At 58.7% G+C, this 15579-nt stretch carries 17 protein-coding genes; 2 read left to right on the forward strand and 15 right to left on the reverse strand.

The window, feature by feature from the left end; all coding sequences use genetic code 11:
• Positions 1-2: 2 nt before the first annotated feature.
• The 10 genes from AB3Y40_RS03805 to AB3Y40_RS03850 form a co-directional block, all read right to left on the reverse strand.
• Positions 3-980 (reverse strand): type II secretion system F family protein, encoded by a 978-nt coding sequence (locus tag AB3Y40_RS03805; RefSeq protein ID WP_369437475.1) that lies wholly within the window; start codon positions 978-980, stop codon positions 3-5.
• Positions 981-991: 11 nt separating this feature from the next.
• Complete coding sequence (locus tag AB3Y40_RS03810; protein WP_459553962.1) at positions 992-1957, reverse strand: type II secretion system F family protein; 966 nt, start codon at positions 1955-1957, stop codon at positions 992-994.
• A gap of 5 nt (positions 1958-1962) precedes the next feature.
• Positions 1963-3399, reverse strand: coding sequence for a CpaF family protein (locus tag AB3Y40_RS03815; protein ID WP_369437476.1), 1437 nt, complete (start codon positions 3397-3399; stop codon positions 1963-1965).
• Positions 3400-3411: 12 nt separating this feature from the next.
• Positions 3412-4656, reverse strand: a complete 1245-nt coding sequence (locus AB3Y40_RS03820) for an AAA family ATPase (protein ID WP_369437477.1) — start codon at positions 4654-4656, stop codon at positions 3412-3414.
• Between the two features lie 271 nt (positions 4657-4927).
• On the reverse strand, positions 4928-5593 hold the full coding sequence (locus AB3Y40_RS03825) for an OmpA family protein (protein WP_369437478.1): 666 nt from the start codon (positions 5591-5593) through the stop codon (positions 4928-4930).
• Positions 5594-5612: 19 nt separating this feature from the next.
• Complete coding sequence (locus AB3Y40_RS03830) at positions 5613-7040, reverse strand: type II and III secretion system protein family protein (RefSeq protein WP_369437479.1); 1428 nt, start codon at positions 7038-7040, stop codon at positions 5613-5615.
• Between the two features lie 215 nt (positions 7041-7255).
• Positions 7256-8122 (reverse strand): Flp pilus assembly protein CpaB, encoded by an 867-nt coding sequence (gene cpaB / locus AB3Y40_RS03835; RefSeq protein ID WP_369437480.1) that lies wholly within the window; start codon positions 8120-8122, stop codon positions 7256-7258.
• Positions 8123-8200: 78 nt separating this feature from the next.
• Positions 8201-8380, reverse strand: coding sequence for a hypothetical protein (locus AB3Y40_RS03840; RefSeq protein ID WP_369437481.1), 180 nt, complete (start codon positions 8378-8380; stop codon positions 8201-8203).
• 163 nt (positions 8381-8543) lie between these two features.
• Positions 8544-8723 carry a Flp family type IVb pilin gene (locus AB3Y40_RS03845; protein ID WP_369437482.1) on the reverse strand — a complete coding sequence of 60 codons (180 nt, stop codon included), beginning with the start codon at positions 8721-8723 and terminating at the stop codon, positions 8544-8546.
• A gap of 156 nt (positions 8724-8879) precedes the next feature.
• Complete coding sequence (locus tag AB3Y40_RS03850) at positions 8880-9059, reverse strand: Flp family type IVb pilin (protein ID WP_369437483.1); 180 nt, start codon at positions 9057-9059, stop codon at positions 8880-8882.
• Positions 9060-9449: 390 nt separating this feature from the next.
• Here AB3Y40_RS03850 and AB3Y40_RS03855 point away from each other — a divergent pair, with 390 nt between their 5' ends.
• Positions 9450-10220, forward strand: a complete 771-nt coding sequence (locus AB3Y40_RS03855) for a lytic transglycosylase domain-containing protein (protein WP_369437484.1) — start codon at positions 9450-9452, stop codon at positions 10218-10220.
• A 70-nt stretch (positions 10221-10290) separates the two neighbouring features.
• Here the strand turns inward: AB3Y40_RS03855 and AB3Y40_RS03860 are convergent, their stop codons facing one another.
• Genes AB3Y40_RS03860 through AB3Y40_RS03875 form a run of 4 tightly spaced genes read right to left on the reverse strand, consistent with a single transcriptional unit; the run spans position 10291 to position 12307 of the window.
• A complete protein-coding gene (locus AB3Y40_RS03860; RefSeq protein ID WP_369437485.1) occupies positions 10291-10581 on the reverse strand; it encodes a GNAT family N-acetyltransferase in 291 nt (96 codons plus the stop codon).
• On the reverse strand, positions 10571-10978 hold the full coding sequence (locus AB3Y40_RS03865; RefSeq protein WP_369437486.1) for an acyl-CoA thioesterase: 408 nt from the start codon (positions 10976-10978) through the stop codon (positions 10571-10573). The genes AB3Y40_RS03860 and AB3Y40_RS03865 overlap by 11 nt, the downstream gene beginning before the upstream one ends.
• Complete coding sequence (locus AB3Y40_RS03870; protein ID WP_369439595.1) at positions 10971-11594, reverse strand: CoA transferase subunit B; 624 nt, start codon at positions 11592-11594, stop codon at positions 10971-10973. Before AB3Y40_RS03870 ends, AB3Y40_RS03865 begins: the two co-directional genes overlap by 8 nt.
• Positions 11591-12307: a CoA transferase subunit A gene (locus AB3Y40_RS03875; RefSeq protein WP_369437487.1), complete on the reverse strand. Its 717-nt coding sequence runs from the start codon at positions 12305-12307 to the stop codon at positions 11591-11593. Before AB3Y40_RS03875 ends, AB3Y40_RS03870 begins: the two co-directional genes overlap by 4 nt.
• A 155-nt stretch (positions 12308-12462) precedes the next feature.
• Between AB3Y40_RS03875 and AB3Y40_RS03880 the strand changes: the two genes are divergently transcribed.
• On the forward strand, positions 12463-12912 hold the full coding sequence (locus tag AB3Y40_RS03880; RefSeq protein ID WP_459553986.1) for a GFA family protein: 450 nt from the start codon (positions 12463-12465) through the stop codon (positions 12910-12912).
• Here AB3Y40_RS03880 and topA read toward each other — a convergent pair whose 3' ends face one another.
• On the reverse strand, positions 12913-15504 hold the full coding sequence (topA, locus tag AB3Y40_RS03885) for a type I DNA topoisomerase (protein WP_369437489.1): 2592 nt from the start codon (positions 15502-15504) through the stop codon (positions 12913-12915).
• Positions 15505-15579 lie beyond the last annotated feature (75 nt).

The following is a 15579-nucleotide window of genomic DNA, read 5'->3' on the forward strand; positions in this document are numbered from 1 at the left end:
GCTTATCCCCCGCCCAGGTTCTGGGCGATGTTGTAGATCGAAGGTCCGATCAGGATGAGCAGAAGCGGCGGCACCGTCAACATCATTGTGGCCAGCGTCATTTTGGTGGGCAGCTTGTTGGCGGCCTCTTCGGCACGCATCACCCGCTTGTCCCGCATTTCAGAGGCATAGACCCGCAGCGCATCGGCAATTGATGTACCAAACTGCTGCGACTGGATCAGCACGGTCACGAAGGAAGAGATATCCTGCACACCGGCGCGTTCTGACAAATCACGCAGCACGCTGTCTTTGGCCTTACCGGCCTTCATCTCGTGGGCCACAATCTCAAACTCTTCGGCAAGCTCGGGGAAACCCGATTTCAATTCGCGGCTCACCCGGATGATGGATTGATCCAGCGATTGACCCGCTTCCACACAGACCAGCATCAGATCAAGCGCGTCGGGGAAACCATTGGTGATGTTTTCCTGACGGGTCGCCTGTCGACGGGTCACCCAATATTTCGGCAGCATATAGCCCACAACACCCGGCCCAAGGACCATCAGCATCATGTTCTGCTGGGTCACCTCGCCTTGCTGCATCTTGATCAGCAGGTAAGCAGCACCGCCAATCAGGCCTAGAATGCCCAGCGAGAACTGGAAGAAGTAATAGAACCGGACTGCATTCGCGCTTTTGTAACCGGCCTGCATCAGCTTGAGCTTGATGGCCGAAAATTCCTCGGCATCTTGTGGTTCAAGAAAGTTGGAGTACTTTTCCAGCTTGTCCTTGCTTGTGGGGGTGCGCAGCTTTTCCGCCTTGCCGCTGGCCTTGACCGGACCGCGGTTGGCGGTCTTGAGCTTATCCAGCGGATCCGCCTCGCGCTTGAGCAGCACTGGCAGGGTCACAAGGATCATCACAATCCCAAGGAAACCGACCAAAAGCAGCGGGCCGCTTGGCCCCAGCATATCGGTGATCATCGTGTTGATTTTATCGACAAATTCCATGACGGATCACCTTATACTTTGATATTCACAAGGGCGCGCATCACGATCAGGTTTGCGACCAGAAAGCCCGCAACCACAAGACAGGCGGGGATAAAGACGGGTGTCTCCATCACTTCGTCAAAGTAGTTGGGCTGAATGACGTTGATACCGATCAGCGCCAGGATCGGGAAACCCGACAGCAGCTTGCCCGACCATTTCGCCTCTGCCGTGATTGCTTTGACCCGGCGGAACAGACGGAAACGGGCGCGGATCACCTTGGCCAGACCGTCAAGGATTTCGGCAAGGTTACCACCAGAGGTTTGCTGGATCGTCACGGCCACCGCCAGAAAGCGCATGTCCTGCATATCCAAACGTTCGGCCATCGCCTTGAGCGTTTCACCCATGTCGCGGCCATAAGCTGCTTCGTCCGAGATCACACCCATTTCGGTGCCCAAGGGGTCGGCCACCTCTTTGGCGACGATGGAAATGGCAGAGCTAAAGGGGTGCCCCACGCGCAAGCTGCGGACCATCAATTCCACCGCTTCGGGCAGCTGTTCCTCGATCATCGCCATGCGCTTGTTGGCCTTGGAGCTGATCCAGACGAACACGCCGCCGACACCCATCGCGGGCCCAAGCAGGGCACGGACGGCTATGCTGACCTCTGTTGCGACGGTCAGGCCCAGAAAGGCCACAAAAGACACAATGCCCATCAACACAAGAATCTGAGGCGGCGAAAAGGCGATATTCGCCTTCTGCGCCTTGGCTGCCAAAATCGAATAGAGTGGAATGCTCTGCGATTTCATGTGCTGGGTCATCTCCTTGCGGAGTTGTTCCAGCACCTGTTCGCGGCCGCCGCCCTTTTCAAGCAGTTCCAGACGGCGGTTCACCTTGCCGTTCATGGAGATGGATTTGCCGAAGATCACCAGATAGGCACCCTGCACGAGCGCCAGAACTGCAGCAAAAATAACAATATAGATAAGGGGTTCGGCAGAAATCATAATGTTTACTCCGCGACCATGGGTTCGAAGATCGCTGGTGGCAGGTCATAGCCCCAAAGCTTGAAGCGTTCAGAGTAGTTCGAGCGCACGCCAGTCGCTGTGAAGTGACCGATGATCTTGTTGTCTGGTGTCAGGCCGACACGCTGATAGCGGAACACTTCCTGCATCGAAATCACGTCGCCTTCCATGCCTGTGATCTCGGTGATCGAGGTCATGCGGCGCGAACCATCTTGCAGACGCGATGCCTGCACGATCAGGTTCACAGCAGATGAAATCTGGGAGCGAACCGCCTTGATCGGCATCTCAATCCCGGCCATCGCAATCATGTTTTCCAGACGTGACACACCATCGCGGGCGCTGTTGGCGTGGATCGTGGTCATGGACCCGTCGTGGCCAGTGTTCATGGCTTGCAGCATGTCGATAACTTCTTCGCCACGCGTTTCACCCACGATAATGCGGTCAGGACGCATACGCAGGGCGTTTTTCAGACAGTCACGCTGGCTAACGCCACCTTTGCCTTCGACGTTGGGCGGGCGGCTTTCCATCCGGCCCACGTGGGTCTGTTGCAGTTGCAATTCCGCCGTATCCTCGATCGTCAGGATGCGTTCGGCGTCATCGATGAAAGACGACAGCGCGTTGAGCGTGGTTGTTTTACCCGAACCGGTACCGCCGGAGACGATAACGTTCAGACGAGTGGCAACGGCAGCCTGCAGATAAGCGGCCATTTCTTCGGTGAAGGCACCGAATTTGACCAGATCATCAATGCCCAGCTTGTCCTTTTTGAACTTACGAATGGAGACAAGGCTGCCGTCCACCGCAATAGGGGGCACCATGGCGTTGAAACGCGAGCCATCGGCCAGACGGGCGTCAACGTAAGGGTTGGATTCGTCCACACGACGACCCACCGCCGACACGATCTTGTCGATGATCCGCAACAGGTGCTTTTCATCCTTGAACGTGATGTCGGTCAGTTCCAGTTTACCGGCGCGTTCCACAAAAATCTGTTGCGGTCCGTTGACCAGAATATCGTTGACGGTTTCGTCTTTCAGCAGCGTCTCAAGCGGGCCCAAACCGGTCACTTCAAAGAACAGGTCCTGGCTAAGCGTCTGGCGTTCATCGCGGTTCAGCACGATGCCCATGTCATCCAGCGTCTCGGCTGCGATGGCGTTGATTTCATTGCGCAAATCCGCCTCGCTGGCGTTTTCAAGCGCCGCGAGGTTCAGGCTGTCCAACAACGCCTTGTGCAGCTCAAGCTTGATCTCTGCGATCCGCTCTTTGCGCTTTTTCTCTTTGTCCATCGGGGCGGCCTCTGCCGCCTTGGTGGGCATCGCCTTCATCAGCGATTTGCGCGGTTCTTCCGTCGGGGCAGGGGCGACGGCAGCAAGTTGCGGCTTGGCCCCGGCCTTGCCTGCGTCGCCTGTCTTTTTATACTTGGAAAACATGTGTTTGACCCCTTATCCGGCTTCGGCCACTTCGGCCTGATTGACCGCATGAACCGATTGCGCGAGCTTCAGCATTTCCTTGCGCAGTGCATTCTTGGGCGCCGAAACCCCCAAGGGTGATCCGTGATCCGCCGTCTGCGGCACTTGCTTGCCACCGTCCGGCATCTGCACCTCGATCGAGATGCCAAGGCTTTCGGCCAGACGTTTGACGCGGCTTTTGCCATTCAGATCGGTGAAACCTGGCGCGCGGTTCAGCACAAAACGCAGCTTGTCGAACGGCAAATCCTCGGATTGCAGCGCGCGCTTCAATCGCAGCGTGTTCTGGGCAGAGCGCATTTCCAGCTCAATCGTGGCGAAATAGACATGTGCGGCTTCCAGCACGACCTGGCTCCACTCGACCATGGTCGATGGCATGTCGATCACCACATAATCAAAGTTGGTGCGTGCCACTTCGATGACGCGACCGATATCTTCGCCAGAAACCAGATCCAGCGGGATCATGTCCGTGGGCGAGGTCAGCACATGCAGCTTTTGTTCAAATGACAGCAGCGCCTGCATAAAGCTCTCGCTATCCATCGCTTCGGTGTCCGACAAAAGCTCCAGCACCGTTTCACGGCGCGGCAGATCCAGGTAGGTCGAGGTCGACCCGAATTGCAAATCAAGATCCAGCAGGCAGACGCGCGGTGGATTTTCCTTTTCGATGTTCGCCAGTTCCCAGGCGAGGTTGACCGCAAGCGTGGTCGCCCCGGTGCCACCGGCCATGCCGTGCACAGCGATCAGCACACCTTCGTGGTCGCCGGTCGCCTTCAGCTTGTTCTGCAGCTCTGGCGCGACGGGTACTTCCTCTGGCGGGGTCAGGACGCGTTCGATGGCGTTTGCCAACTCATCCTCGGGCAGGGGGTAGGGGACAAATTCATCGCCGCCTTCGCGCAGCAACTGGTGCAGTGACGCGGGGCTGACGTCTTCGGTGATCAGGATCACCTTGATGCCTTTTTCCTTGGCGGCGCTGATCACGGTGCTGATCAGGTCAAGGTTATCCTCGTCCTCATGATCCATCGCGATGGCCAGGAATTGCAGGTCGTCCGCCTCGGGCTGCGCCAGGAACGGCACGGCATCGGCAAACCCCAGATCGCCCCAGCTTTCGCCAAGCGCGGTTTCCATGTCCTCAATCAGCAAATCAAAGATCTGCACGTCACGGCTGACAGTACAGGCGACAATTGCGGGGCTTTCGGTCTTCACTTGTGCGTTGCTGCTCATAGCCGTGCATCCTTATTAACTCTCAGGGGAGCAGCAGAATCCTATCGCTAAAGGGTTAAAGCCCCGTCACGATCCGTGGTCCTGTGCCGCTACCCCGATTTTCGCGGGGCAGACTGGTCCCATGAGGCGGTTGTCACCGAGAAACGTGGCGGGATTTGGACAAAAAGATCGTAATTGTGCGGTATCTTGCGACGATCACGGGTCAAAGGCCTGAAATGTTTACGCCCGCGACAAGCGCGGGCGTAAAGCGTGAACAAACTGTTAACCGGGGTTAGCCGCCAGAATCGCCGCCACCGGCACCGCCACCCAAGGCGGCTGCATCAGGGCGCGCGATGGCACTTTCCACATAGTCGCGGAAAATGATCTCGGCATATTTTCCGTTCAGCACCGTGGGGTGATTGCGCACGAAACCGGACACTTCGGTCACGGTGCGGCGGTTTTCGCGGTTTTGATCCGCGGTGTTGACCACCGGACGGGTTTCCCCGAAGGACGCGACCGCCTCAAGCCGTGAGCGGCTGATGCCTTGCCCCACAAGGAAATTCACCGCCGCATTTGCGCGGGACAGGCCCAGACGCTTGTTATAGGCGGCGGATCCCACCAGATCGGTGTGCCCGTAGACCCGGAACCGGACCTCTGGGAACTGTTTGATCCAGTCGGCCTGCTTGCGCAGCGTTGCTTGCGCCCCTGCATCCAGCGCTGACGAGTTAAACGCAAAGTTGATCGTCGCGTTGACTTCGCTGTTGAAGCGCCGTGCCAGGTTGATTGTGTAGTCGGACTGCCCCGTCTGCACGAGCATGTTGTTCATCGAGGCGTTGCCAAAGTCACCGGTGTCGATCTGGCTGCCCGCTTCAGAGTTGAAGGCAGTCCAGGAGTTTTGGACTTCGCTACATCCGGCCAGAAGCGCCGAAGCTGCTGCTGCTGTCACAAGATACTTCATCGCGTCGCTCCCTTTTCTCTTATTCGTCAAGAACATAGCCGTAGGAACCGCTAAAGTCCTGACGGGCCACTTCGCCTGCACCACCAGTCGATGGGGCATTGTCGACGGCCACACGACCAAAGAGGAACAGATCCTTTTCGCTGGGTGGCTGCACACGGTCCGTGGGCAGGGCCAGGGCCTCGCCGCGGGTCGGTGTGACAAGATGCGGGGTGACGATGATCACCAGTTCGGTCTGTTGCCGGCTGTATTGGGCCGAGCGGAACAGCGAACCAAGGACCGGGATATCACCCACCCAAGGCACCTGACCGTTCAGATCGGTGAAGTCATCCTGCAAAAGTCCAGCAATCGCAAAGCTTTCGCCGTCGCGCATCTCGACCGTGGTCGAGGTTTCGCGCCGTTTGAAGGCGTCGATGGTAAAGCCGTTGATCGTGACCCCGTTGGTGGCGTCAATCGAAGATACGGCGGCCACCAATTCCAGGTTGATGATGTCGCCATCTACAACCCGGGGGGTAAAGACCATCTCAACACCGAAGGGCTTGTACTGAATGCTGACTGCACCGTCTGTCTGGCTGACAGGGACGGGATATTCACCACCAGCGAGGAACTTCGCCTCTTGCCCTGAAAGGGCCGTCAGGTTCGGTTCCGCCAGCGTGCGGACGACGCCGCGTGCTTCAAGCGCTTCCAGCAGGATGCCAACTTCGACCCCACCGGCGTTAAAGCCAAAGAGGAACGCGCCGTTGGCGTCGTTGATGCCTGGAACCGCACCACCAAAGGTGTTGCTCAGCGCGCCAGAGTTATTCAGCGAATTGGTACCCGCCGCCAGCCCAAGATCGCCGCTGAGTGCGGTGCCCTGAATGCCGATGGAGGATGACAGCGACTTGCTGACGCTGCGCTGCATCTCTGCAAAGCGGACTTTCAGCATCACCTGCTGGGTGCCACCGACACTCATCAGGTTGGATACGCGATCCGGCGCGTAGCGCTGCGCCAGTTCAAGTGCCCGATCAAGCCGCGCGATGCTGCTGACCGTGCCTGACAGCACGATGCCGTTGTTGGCGGTGCGCACTTCAATGTTCTCGCCGGGCAGGATTTGCTGCAGGCGTTCCTTGAATTCCGCGATGTCGGGGGTCACGTGCACATCAACATTGGTGATCAGACGCCCATCAGCGCCTAGCAATGTCAGTGTGGTGCGGCCCGGTTCCTTGCCGAGGACGTAAATTGTACGGTCCGACAGGGATGAAATGTCAGCGATGCCAGGATTGGCGATGCTGAGTTCGGTGAAGGGGACGTCACTTTCGACGACCACTGCCCGGTTCATGGGGACGTTCAATGCGCCCGATGGGGCGCCGCGCATCACGCGCAACGTCTCTGCCGGTGCAAACGTCGGTGCTGTGGTCAACGCCAACGTCAGGCCGGTCAAAGCCGCCTTTAGGAATCTATCGTATGTCATAAGTGACCTGCCTCTCCGATCACGCCTCGTTCGTGGAGATTATTCTCCATCATTAGGGGCGACCATGCCCCCACCTCGCATTTATTGCAAGAATCAATGCCTTGGGGCGTGGACTTTATGTGGATAACAAGCAACAGGTGGCAGTCGGCAAAACCAAAGGGCGCGGTGCTTTTCAGCGCCGCGCCCTTGAATTTGTTGGAAAAGTTAACGTCTGGTCAGTTTGTGCAGGGGATCGGGATTTCAACCACTTCTGCGCCCCGCCGTGTACGGATTGAACAGGTCTGCGGTGCCGCCTGCGGGGTTGGGGCCGCTTCGGGTGCCAGTTGTTGTAGGCCCAGGAGTGATGCCTGATCCACTTCGACGACCGTCGCTTCGGTCAAGTCGCCTGCACCAACCAGTGACATCGACAGGGTGCCGGTTGTCTGCAACTGGGCAAGGCCAAGCACGTCATTCTGGCTAACTTGGACAGTAAGCGTGCGCGGGATCTCATCGTTTTCCAGCTCGGAGTCTGTTGACTGGTTCACAGCGATCAGCTCCACACCGTTTTGAATGCGGCGGGTAATCTCGCGCGGTTCACCATATGCGCCACCGCCCACGGTCCCGGTCCAATAGACGTCCACACGGTCGCCGGGGCGAACAAAGCTGGACACGCCGGACGTGGCACCAATGTTAATCTCAAATGCGCGCATCCCGGGTTTCAGGCTTTGCGTGATGCCTGCATTCTCACCTGGTTCTGTCACTTTTGAAGCCAGAACTGGTTCATTTGCCAACATCGCGCGGGTTGCCGCACGCGGCACCTCGGTGCCCAGCGGGAATAGCGCCGCTTCTTCGTGGAACACGCCTTCGGGTAAGAAGTCTTTGGCGTATTTGACCACTGTCACGTCTTCGAGGGTCAACTGTTCGCCATAAGCAACGTCGCGGTTGACCGCATAGACGTCCACCGTGGCCACAGAGGCCTGCGCGCGCTGACGTTCGGCAATCAACGCGGCTTCTTGATCGGTCATGTAGTTCTTGACCATGTAAACTGCGAAACCCGCAAGTCCCATGCCCAGAACCAATACCAGTCCAAATACTGCGCGCATTGTCGTACCTCGTTTCGTTAGTGCAGCCGGTTGATCCGGGCTGACATTGATCTTTACTCGCCAATGATTGGCGTTGGGTTAAGGTGTTGCCATCGCCGCGACGTGCGTACCGATGTCATTGCCGCCATCAACAGCGCCATCTTTGACGAGCGTCGCAACCACACCGGCAAACAACATGATGCCAGCGGTCAGCACGACCCAGTCGACAGAGATTGCGCCATCCTGATCGGCGCGGAATTCTTTGAATTTATGCCACATGATGGGCCTCACTTCTTTAATCACGACCTATGCGTAAAGCGCGATTGCGGCCCGTTCGTGGCACAGGCCCGACATTTTGGCGAAATTCCCGCGAGTTTTATTCAACTGGAACAGCAAAAGGCTGCACCCAGAGGGGCGCAGCCTTCTACCAATTCAGGACAGCTTAGGGTGTGACCATCGCCGTCATGTCGGCGCCGAGGTCGGCCGCCAGTGTTGTGGTACCGCCGCGCACGGAGGTGCCGACAACCAGACCAAGGGCTACGATGGCCGCGGTCAGGACAACCCAGTCAACGGTGACAGCGCCGTCTTCGTCGTTCCGGAAATTTTTGAAATACTGCCGCATGACAGAACTCCTATCTCTAGTGTGTCGCCAAAATCCTGGTGGGGGCGGACCAAAATGGTCGGCTGCCGGGCTTTGGCGGGTCTGACAGCAGCGTCAGACACAAAAAAGGCCGCACCACAAACATGGTGCGGCCCAATCATCGTCAGACGAAGATGATTACGGTGTAACCTGTGCGGTCAGGTCAGCGCCAACGTCGGCAGCCAGAGTAGTGGCGCCGCCCTTGACGGACGTACCCACAACCAGGCCCAGAGCCACGATTGCAGCAGTCAGCACAACCCAGTCAACTGTGACTGCGCCGTCTTCGTCGTTACGGAAGTTCTTGATAAAGTTAAGCATGTGTTTCCCTCCTCAGGGTATTCGCTCGTTTCAGTGTACCTCGGCGGATCTTCTCGAACCGGCCTCTTGTGGCTCGATCCCCGACTTGGATGAGGACATATAGCCCCTTGATTGGGGCATGATTTGGGCTGGTTTCGTGCAATTTTGCGGGGGCTGCGATTTTTCAGCGAAAATCATCTAAGTAGCTGAAATATAATGATATAAAAATGAACGAAATCTGAATCGCTGCCATTTGGCGTTGCCGGTTTGCTGCGAATAAGGTCCATTTTGGCGCATTGTTTCACAAAACGTGGTTTACGCCTGCTGAATCTGCGAGGTTGGGCGCAATAAAAACCGTTGAGGCGGAACAAAATGCAGGCGATGAAACGAAGTGTTAGGGCTTTGGCCCTTATGGCATGTGCGAATCCGGTGTTTGCAGAGGGCGAAAGACTGCAACCGGACTTTACCTTTAAACGTGTGGGCGTGCCGTCAGGCAATGCGGGCAGCCGGATCACCGTGCAGGTGGACCCATCAGCGGCACCGGCCACTGTCGCACCTGCACCGGCAGTGCCCGATGCGCCGCAGTTGACCGGGCTGGAATGGTTCTGGCAAGACGTCTCGCCCGATCTGGATGACAGCGGACCGGGGCGGCTGGAACAGGCGATCCTTGCGATGGGTGATGCCCCTGCGGGCAAAGGCGTGCCCGCGCCACGGCTACAAACCCTGCAAGAGATCGCACAGGCCCACGGGTTGGATATCCTGCGCGAAACGGTGGGCACCGATGTCTCGCCCGCGCTGGTGCTCGCGTTGATTGCGATTGAGAGTTCCGGCAAGTCTGATGCCACCAGCAGTGCAGGCGCGCATGGGCTGATGCAACTCATGCCCGCGACCGCCGCACGGTTTGGCGTGACTGACACCAGCGACCCCAGCCAGAACATCAAGGGCGGTGTGGCCTACTTATCTTGGCTGATGGGCCACTTTGACGGGGACCCGATCCTTGTGCTTGCCGGATATAACGCGGGCGAAGGGGCCGTGCGTGACCACGCAGGTGTGCCGCCATACCCTGAAACCCGCGCCTATGTGCCCAAGGTGCTGGCCGCGTTCAATGTGGCCAAGGGCCTTTGTAAGACCCCACCAGAGCTGGTCAGCGACGGCTGCGTCTTTGCGGTCAGCGGATCATAGCACGGACCCCTTGCCGTTGGCGGAGCCTCCGGCGGGGATTATTTTGGCCAGAAGAAGGTGAGACCTGGCACTACACCCGAAAGAGGTCCGCCCAATCGGGATGTTTGCGGCGCTGGGCGTTCACAAAGGGGCAAAGCGGGACGATCTTGAACCCCTCCGCACGGGCGTCTGCAAGAAGAGCCTCCAGCAATTGCAGCCCGACACCAGTACCTTCGTGGCCTGCAGCGACTTCTGTGTGGTCGGCAATCACGGTCTGGGGCGACAGGATCGAATAGGTCAACTCACTGATCCCGTTGCCGTGATCCAGCACATAGCGCCCCTTGTTGTCGGTCACTTCGCGTCTGATCTTTTCAACTGACATCATCCGCCTCCGCAGGCAGGGGGCGGGTCACGCCGCTTTCGGCAATCGCCACAAAGGTGAAATCGCCCTCGGTCACCATTGACTGTTCACCGGTGCGCTGGCGGCGCACCCAAGCCTCCACATGCATGGTGACGGATGTGCGCCCGGTGCGCTGGATCTGCGTGTAGACCGAAAAGAGGTCACCAACGAGCACCGGCGCATGAAATCGCAACGCCTCGATCGCGACGGTGGCCGCGCGGCCCTGTGCGCGCTGTTGTGCGGTGATCCCGGCGGCAAGGTCCATCTGGCTGACGACCCAGCCGCCAAAGATATCGCCACCGGAATTGGTATCGGCGGGCATGGCGACCGTCTGCAGGGTCAATGTGCCCTCTGGTGCGGCTTGGGCCAGATCAGACAAGAGTGGCGTCTGTTGCGGCGCGCAGTTCGTCTTCGGTCACGCCGGTCGCGGTCTCGATGATCTTCAGGCCACCGGGGACAACGTCCAGCACACCAAGGTTGGTGATGATGCGGTCAACGACACCCAGACCGGTCAGCGGCAGGGTGCATTCTTTCAGCAGCTTGCTGTCACCATGCTTGTTGGTGTGGTCCATCACCACGATCACGCGGCCTACGCCCGCGACCAGATCCATCGCACCGCCCATCCCCTTGACCAGCTTGCCGGGGATCATCCAGTTGGCAAGGTCACCGTTTTCGGCCACCTCCATCGCGCCCAGAACTGCGGCTGCGATCTTGCCGCCGCGGATCATGCCAAAGCTGGTGGCGCTGTCGAAATAGGATGTGCGGCGCAATTCGGTGATCGTCTGCTTGCCTGCGTTGATCAGGTCGGGGTCTTCTTCGCCTTCAAACGGGAAGGGGCCCATGCCCAACATGCCGTTTTCCGATTGCAGCGTGATGTCCTTGTCGCCCACGTAGTTGGCCACCAGCGTCGGGATACCGATACCAAGGTTCACATACATACCGTCTTCAAGTTCCTGCGCGGCCCGTTCGGCCATCTGGTTGCGGTCCCACATTATGCCTTCTCCCTCACGGTGCGCTGCTCAATCCGTTTCTCGTGCTGCCCTTGAATGATCCGGTGCACGTAGATGCCGGGCAGGTGGATGTTGTCGGGGTCAAGGCTGCCCATCGGGACGATCTCTTCAACCTCCACAACACAGGTGCGTCCACACATGGCCGCAGGCGGGTTGAAGTTGCGCGCAGTCTTGCGGAAAATCAAATTGCCGCTTTCATCCGCCTTCCAGGCCTTCACAATCGCCAGATCAGCAAAAAGCCCTTCTTCCATGATATAGGTTTCGGGCGCGCCGTCCTTGCCGGTGGGAAAGTCCTTGTGCTCCTTGCCCTCGGCAATCACCGTGCCAACGCCGGTCTTGGTGTAAAAACCGGGGATGCCGCAACCGCCCGCGCGCATCCGTTCGGCCAGGGTGCCCTGGGGGTTGAATTCCAGCTCAAGTTCGCCCGACAGATATTGGCGCATGAATTCCGCGTTTTCACCCACGTAAGAGCTGATCATCTTTTTGACCTGGCGGGTCTGCAGCAAAATGCCGATGCCAAAATCGTCCACTCCTGCATTGTTCGAGGCAAAGGTCAGGTCCTTGGTGCCGGCGTCCTTGATCGCGGCCAGCAGCAGTTCGGGAATGCCACACAGGCCAAAGCCACCCGCCGCGATAAACATGCCGTCATGCAAAAGCCCATCAAGGGCCGTGGCGGCGTCCGGGTAAATCTTTTTCATGGCTTAACCCCTCATCATGCTTTTGACGATAAGTGACCAATGACCCATGGGAAGTCAATCTGGTTGCTGCGTTGCAGCAAGGTCACGATAGATACCCGGCTTGATTTTTGTTGGCCCGCGCGGCCTAATCCAGACCATGAAAGGAGATGGCTGCGATGAACGGGCAATGTTCATGTGGAGACGTGACATTGACGCTGGCGCAGGCCCCGCGCCACCGGATGTTCTGTCATTGCGGCATCTGCCAGACCGTTTACCGGCGGGCCTATTCAGATTTCACGATATCACCTTGGGCACATGTCAGTGATGCCAACTGGGACATGATTGCCTTTAAGCGTCACAAGGCGCGGTTTGCGGTCAGGCGGGGTACCTGCAAGAAGTGTGGTGACCCGGTGCTGGCGCAGTTGAATTATCTGCCGGGGATCAACCTGGCCCTGATCCCGGCGCGCGTGTTGGACGGTGTCGAAGACCGGCTGATCCCCTTGCAACACGTCTATTACAAGTCGCGCGTGGACGATGTGGCCGACGATCTGCCCAAATACGAAGGCGCGCTGCGCAGCAACATCGCCTGCCTCAAGCCGTTTTTCGCGGCCCAGATGGGCCGCTGATCAGGCTTTCTTGGCCGCAGCCTTTTTCTTGGGCGCGGCTTTCTTTTTGGCAGGGGCCTTTTTCTTGGCGACCTTCTTGCCGGTTTTGGCGGCACGTTCCGCGATAAGATCAACGGCCTGCGCCATCGTCAGGTCAGCGTGTTCCACGGTATCGGGGATCGTCGCGTTGATCTTTTCCCACTTCACATAAGGTCCGTATTTGCCGTCATAAATCGCCACAACACCGCCCGCTTCGGGGTGTTCGCCGAGCTCGCGGATCGGTTTTGCTGCACGGCCGCGACCGCCCCGGCTGGCGACCTTTTCGGCCAACAACTGCACAGCGTGGTTCATACCGACGGTCCAGACATCCTCGACTGCGGGCAGGTTGGCGTTGGTGCCACCTTTGAAAGACGTGCTTTCCGCGTGCTTCAGATAAGGACCGTAGCGACCAAGGTTGGCCCAAACATTCACACCGTCCTCGGGATGGGTGCCGATGAGGCGCGGCAGCTCCAGCAGACGCAGCGCCTCGTCAAGACCAATCTCTGTCGGGTCCCAAGCCTCTGGCACACCGGTGCGGGGCGGCTTCTTGTTGTCCTCGGTCACCTCGCCGCGCTGAACATATGGCCCAAAGCGGCCCTTGAAGACGCGGATGTTGTCGCCCGCATCAGTGCCCAAAAGCTTTCCCTCAGGCGGAATGGCAGAGGCTTCGGCATCAGGATCAGGCGGGCCGAAGGGCCGGGTGTAACGACACTCGGGGTAGTTCGAGCAGCCGATAAACGCCCCGCCAGACCGTGCGGTGCGCATCGACAACCGCCCGGCACCACAATTGGGGCAAAGGCGCGGATCGCTGCCGTCCTCAGTGGGCGGGAACAGATGCGGCTCCAGCACCTCGTTGATCTTGTCGAGAACTTCGCCGATCCGCAGATCAGCGGTTTCCGCAATCGCGGCCGAGAAATCGGACCAGAAGTTATGCAGCACGCGTTTGTAATCTGCATCACCTGCGCTGACCTGATCAAGCTGATCCTCCAGCCCGGCGGTAAAGTCGTAGCCTACATATTTGCGGAAATAGTTGATCAGAAAGACGGTGACCAACCGGCCCTTGTCCTGCGGGATCAGGCGGTTCTTTTCCTTTTCCACATAGCCACGGTCCTGAATTGTCGTGACAATGCTGGCATAGGTAGACGGGCGGCCAATGCCCAATTCTTCCATCTTCTTGACCAGCGTCGCCTCGGTGTAGCGGGGCGGGGGCTGGGTGAAATGCTGCTCTGGTGTGACGCTTTTCTTGTCGGCCTTCTCGCCTTCGGCGAGTTGCGGCAGGCGCTTGTCGTCGTCATCGACCACATCATCGTCGCGGCCTTCTTCATAGACGCGCAGGAAGCCGTCGAACAGCATCACCTGACCGGTGGCGCGCAGCATCACCTGACCATCCGCGCTGCCGATATCTGCTGTTGTGCGTTCCAACCGGGCCGCTGACATCTGGCTGGCCAGCGTCCGCTTCCAGATCAGATCGTAAAGCTTGCGCTGGTCGGCATCGGCGATCTTGGCCTCTTCGGCGCTGACGGACATGTCCGTGGGGCGCACGCATTCATGTGCCTCTTGCGCGTTCTTGGCCTTGTTTTTGTATACCCGCGCCTCTGCCGGGACGTAATCCGCGCCATACCGCGCTGCGATCGCATCGCGCGAGGCTGTGACCGCTTCTGGCGCCATGTCGATGCCGTCGGTCCGCATGTAGGTGATTAGCCCTGCCTCATAAAGCCGCTGGGCGACGCTCATCGTCTGGCGCGCGCCAAAGCCGAACTTGCGGCTGGCCTCTTGCTGCAGGGTCGAGGTCATGAAGGGCGGTGCAGGGTTGCGCGTGCCGGGTTTGGCTTCGACCCGCTGCACGGACAGATCGCGGCTGTTGATCGCTTGCACGGCCATCTCGGCCTGCGTGTCGTTTTCAAGGCTGAACTTGTCCAGCTTGTTGCCCGCCAGCACGGTCAACCGCGCCTCAAACGCTTGCCCCCGCGCAGAGGTCAGCTGCGCCTTGACCGACCAGTATTCCTGCGCGCGAAATGCCTCGATCTCCATCTCGCGCTCGACAATCAGGCGCAGGGTGACGGATTGCACCCGACCGGCAGATCGTGAGCCGGGCAATTTGCGCCACAGCACCGGCGACAGGTTGAACCCCACCAGATAATCGAGCGCGCGGCGCGCCAGATAGGCATCGACCAATGGCTGATCGACCTCGCGCGGGTTCTTCATCGCCTCGGTTACGGCGGACTTGGTGATCGCGTTGAACACCACGCGATCAGCCTTGGTGATCTTCAGCCCGCGCTTGTTTGACAGCTCTTCCCACAGGTGCCAGCTGATTGCCTCGCCCTCGCGGTCAGGGTCGGTGGCGAGGATTAGTTCAGGGTCATCCTTGAGCGCGTCAACAATCGCCTTGATGTGCTTTTTGCTGTCGCTTGCCACCTGCCAGGTCATCGCAAAATCGTCGTCAGGCTGGACCGATCCGTCCTTGGGCGGCAGGTCTCGGACGTGTCCGTAGGACGCCAAAACGGTGTAGTCGGACCCCAAATATTTGTTTATTGTCTTAGCCTTAGCTGGGGATTCGACGACGACAACGGGCATGGGAATCTTTCGTTAGAAGCAGGGCGGTCTTAGGCCGCGCAACATGTGGGGTCGGTTGCGGACTTGTCAATGGAG

Source organism: Yoonia sp. R2331 (assembly GCF_041103235.1).
Lineage (GTDB): Bacteria > Pseudomonadota > Alphaproteobacteria > Rhodobacterales > Rhodobacteraceae > CANMYO01.

Coding starts and splice junctions, on each gene's coding strand:
- cpaB (WP_369437480.1), bottom strand. CDS start 8,122: ATGCGCGCAGTATTTGGACTGGTATTGGTTCTGGGCATGGGACTTGCG.
- AB3Y40_RS03830 (WP_369437479.1), bottom strand. CDS start 7,040: ATGACATACGATAGATTCCTAAAGGCGGCTTTGACCGGCCTGACGTTG.
- AB3Y40_RS03860 (WP_369437485.1), bottom strand. CDS start 10,581: ATGTCAGTTGAAAAGATCAGACGCGAAGTGACCGACAACAAGGGGCGC.
- AB3Y40_RS03815 (WP_369437476.1), bottom strand. CDS start 3,399: ATGTTTTCCAAGTATAAAAAGACAGGCGACGCAGGCAAGGCCGGGGCC.
- AB3Y40_RS03820 (WP_369437477.1), bottom strand. CDS start 4,656: ATGAGCAGCAACGCACAAGTGAAGACCGAAAGCCCCGCAATTGTCGCC.
- AB3Y40_RS03875 (WP_369437487.1), bottom strand. CDS start 12,307: ATGAAAAAGATTTACCCGGACGCCGCCACGGCCCTTGATGGGCTTTTG.
- AB3Y40_RS03850 (WP_369437483.1), bottom strand. CDS start 9,059: ATGCTTAACTTTATCAAGAACTTCCGTAACGACGAAGACGGCGCAGTC.
- topA (WP_369437489.1), bottom strand. CDS start 15,504: ATGCCCGTTGTCGTCGTCGAATCCCCAGCTAAGGCTAAGACAATAAAC.
- AB3Y40_RS03810 (WP_459553962.1), bottom strand. CDS start 1,957: ATGATTTCTGCCGAACCCCTTATCTATATTGTTATTTTTGCTGCAGTT.
- AB3Y40_RS03845 (WP_369437482.1), bottom strand. CDS start 8,723: ATGCGGCAGTATTTCAAAAATTTCCGGAACGACGAAGACGGCGCTGTC.
- AB3Y40_RS03840 (WP_369437481.1), bottom strand. CDS start 8,380: ATGTGGCATAAATTCAAAGAATTCCGCGCCGATCAGGATGGCGCAATC.
- AB3Y40_RS03880 (WP_459553986.1), top strand. CDS start 12,463: ATGAACGGGCAATGTTCATGTGGAGACGTGACATTGACGCTGGCGCAG.
- AB3Y40_RS03825 (WP_369437478.1), bottom strand. CDS start 5,593: ATGAAGTATCTTGTGACAGCAGCAGCAGCTTCGGCGCTTCTGGCCGGA.
- AB3Y40_RS03855 (WP_369437484.1), top strand. CDS start 9,450: ATGGCATGTGCGAATCCGGTGTTTGCAGAGGGCGAAAGACTGCAACCG.
- AB3Y40_RS03805 (WP_369437475.1), bottom strand. CDS start 980: ATGGAATTTGTCGATAAAATCAACACGATGATCACCGATATGCTGGGG.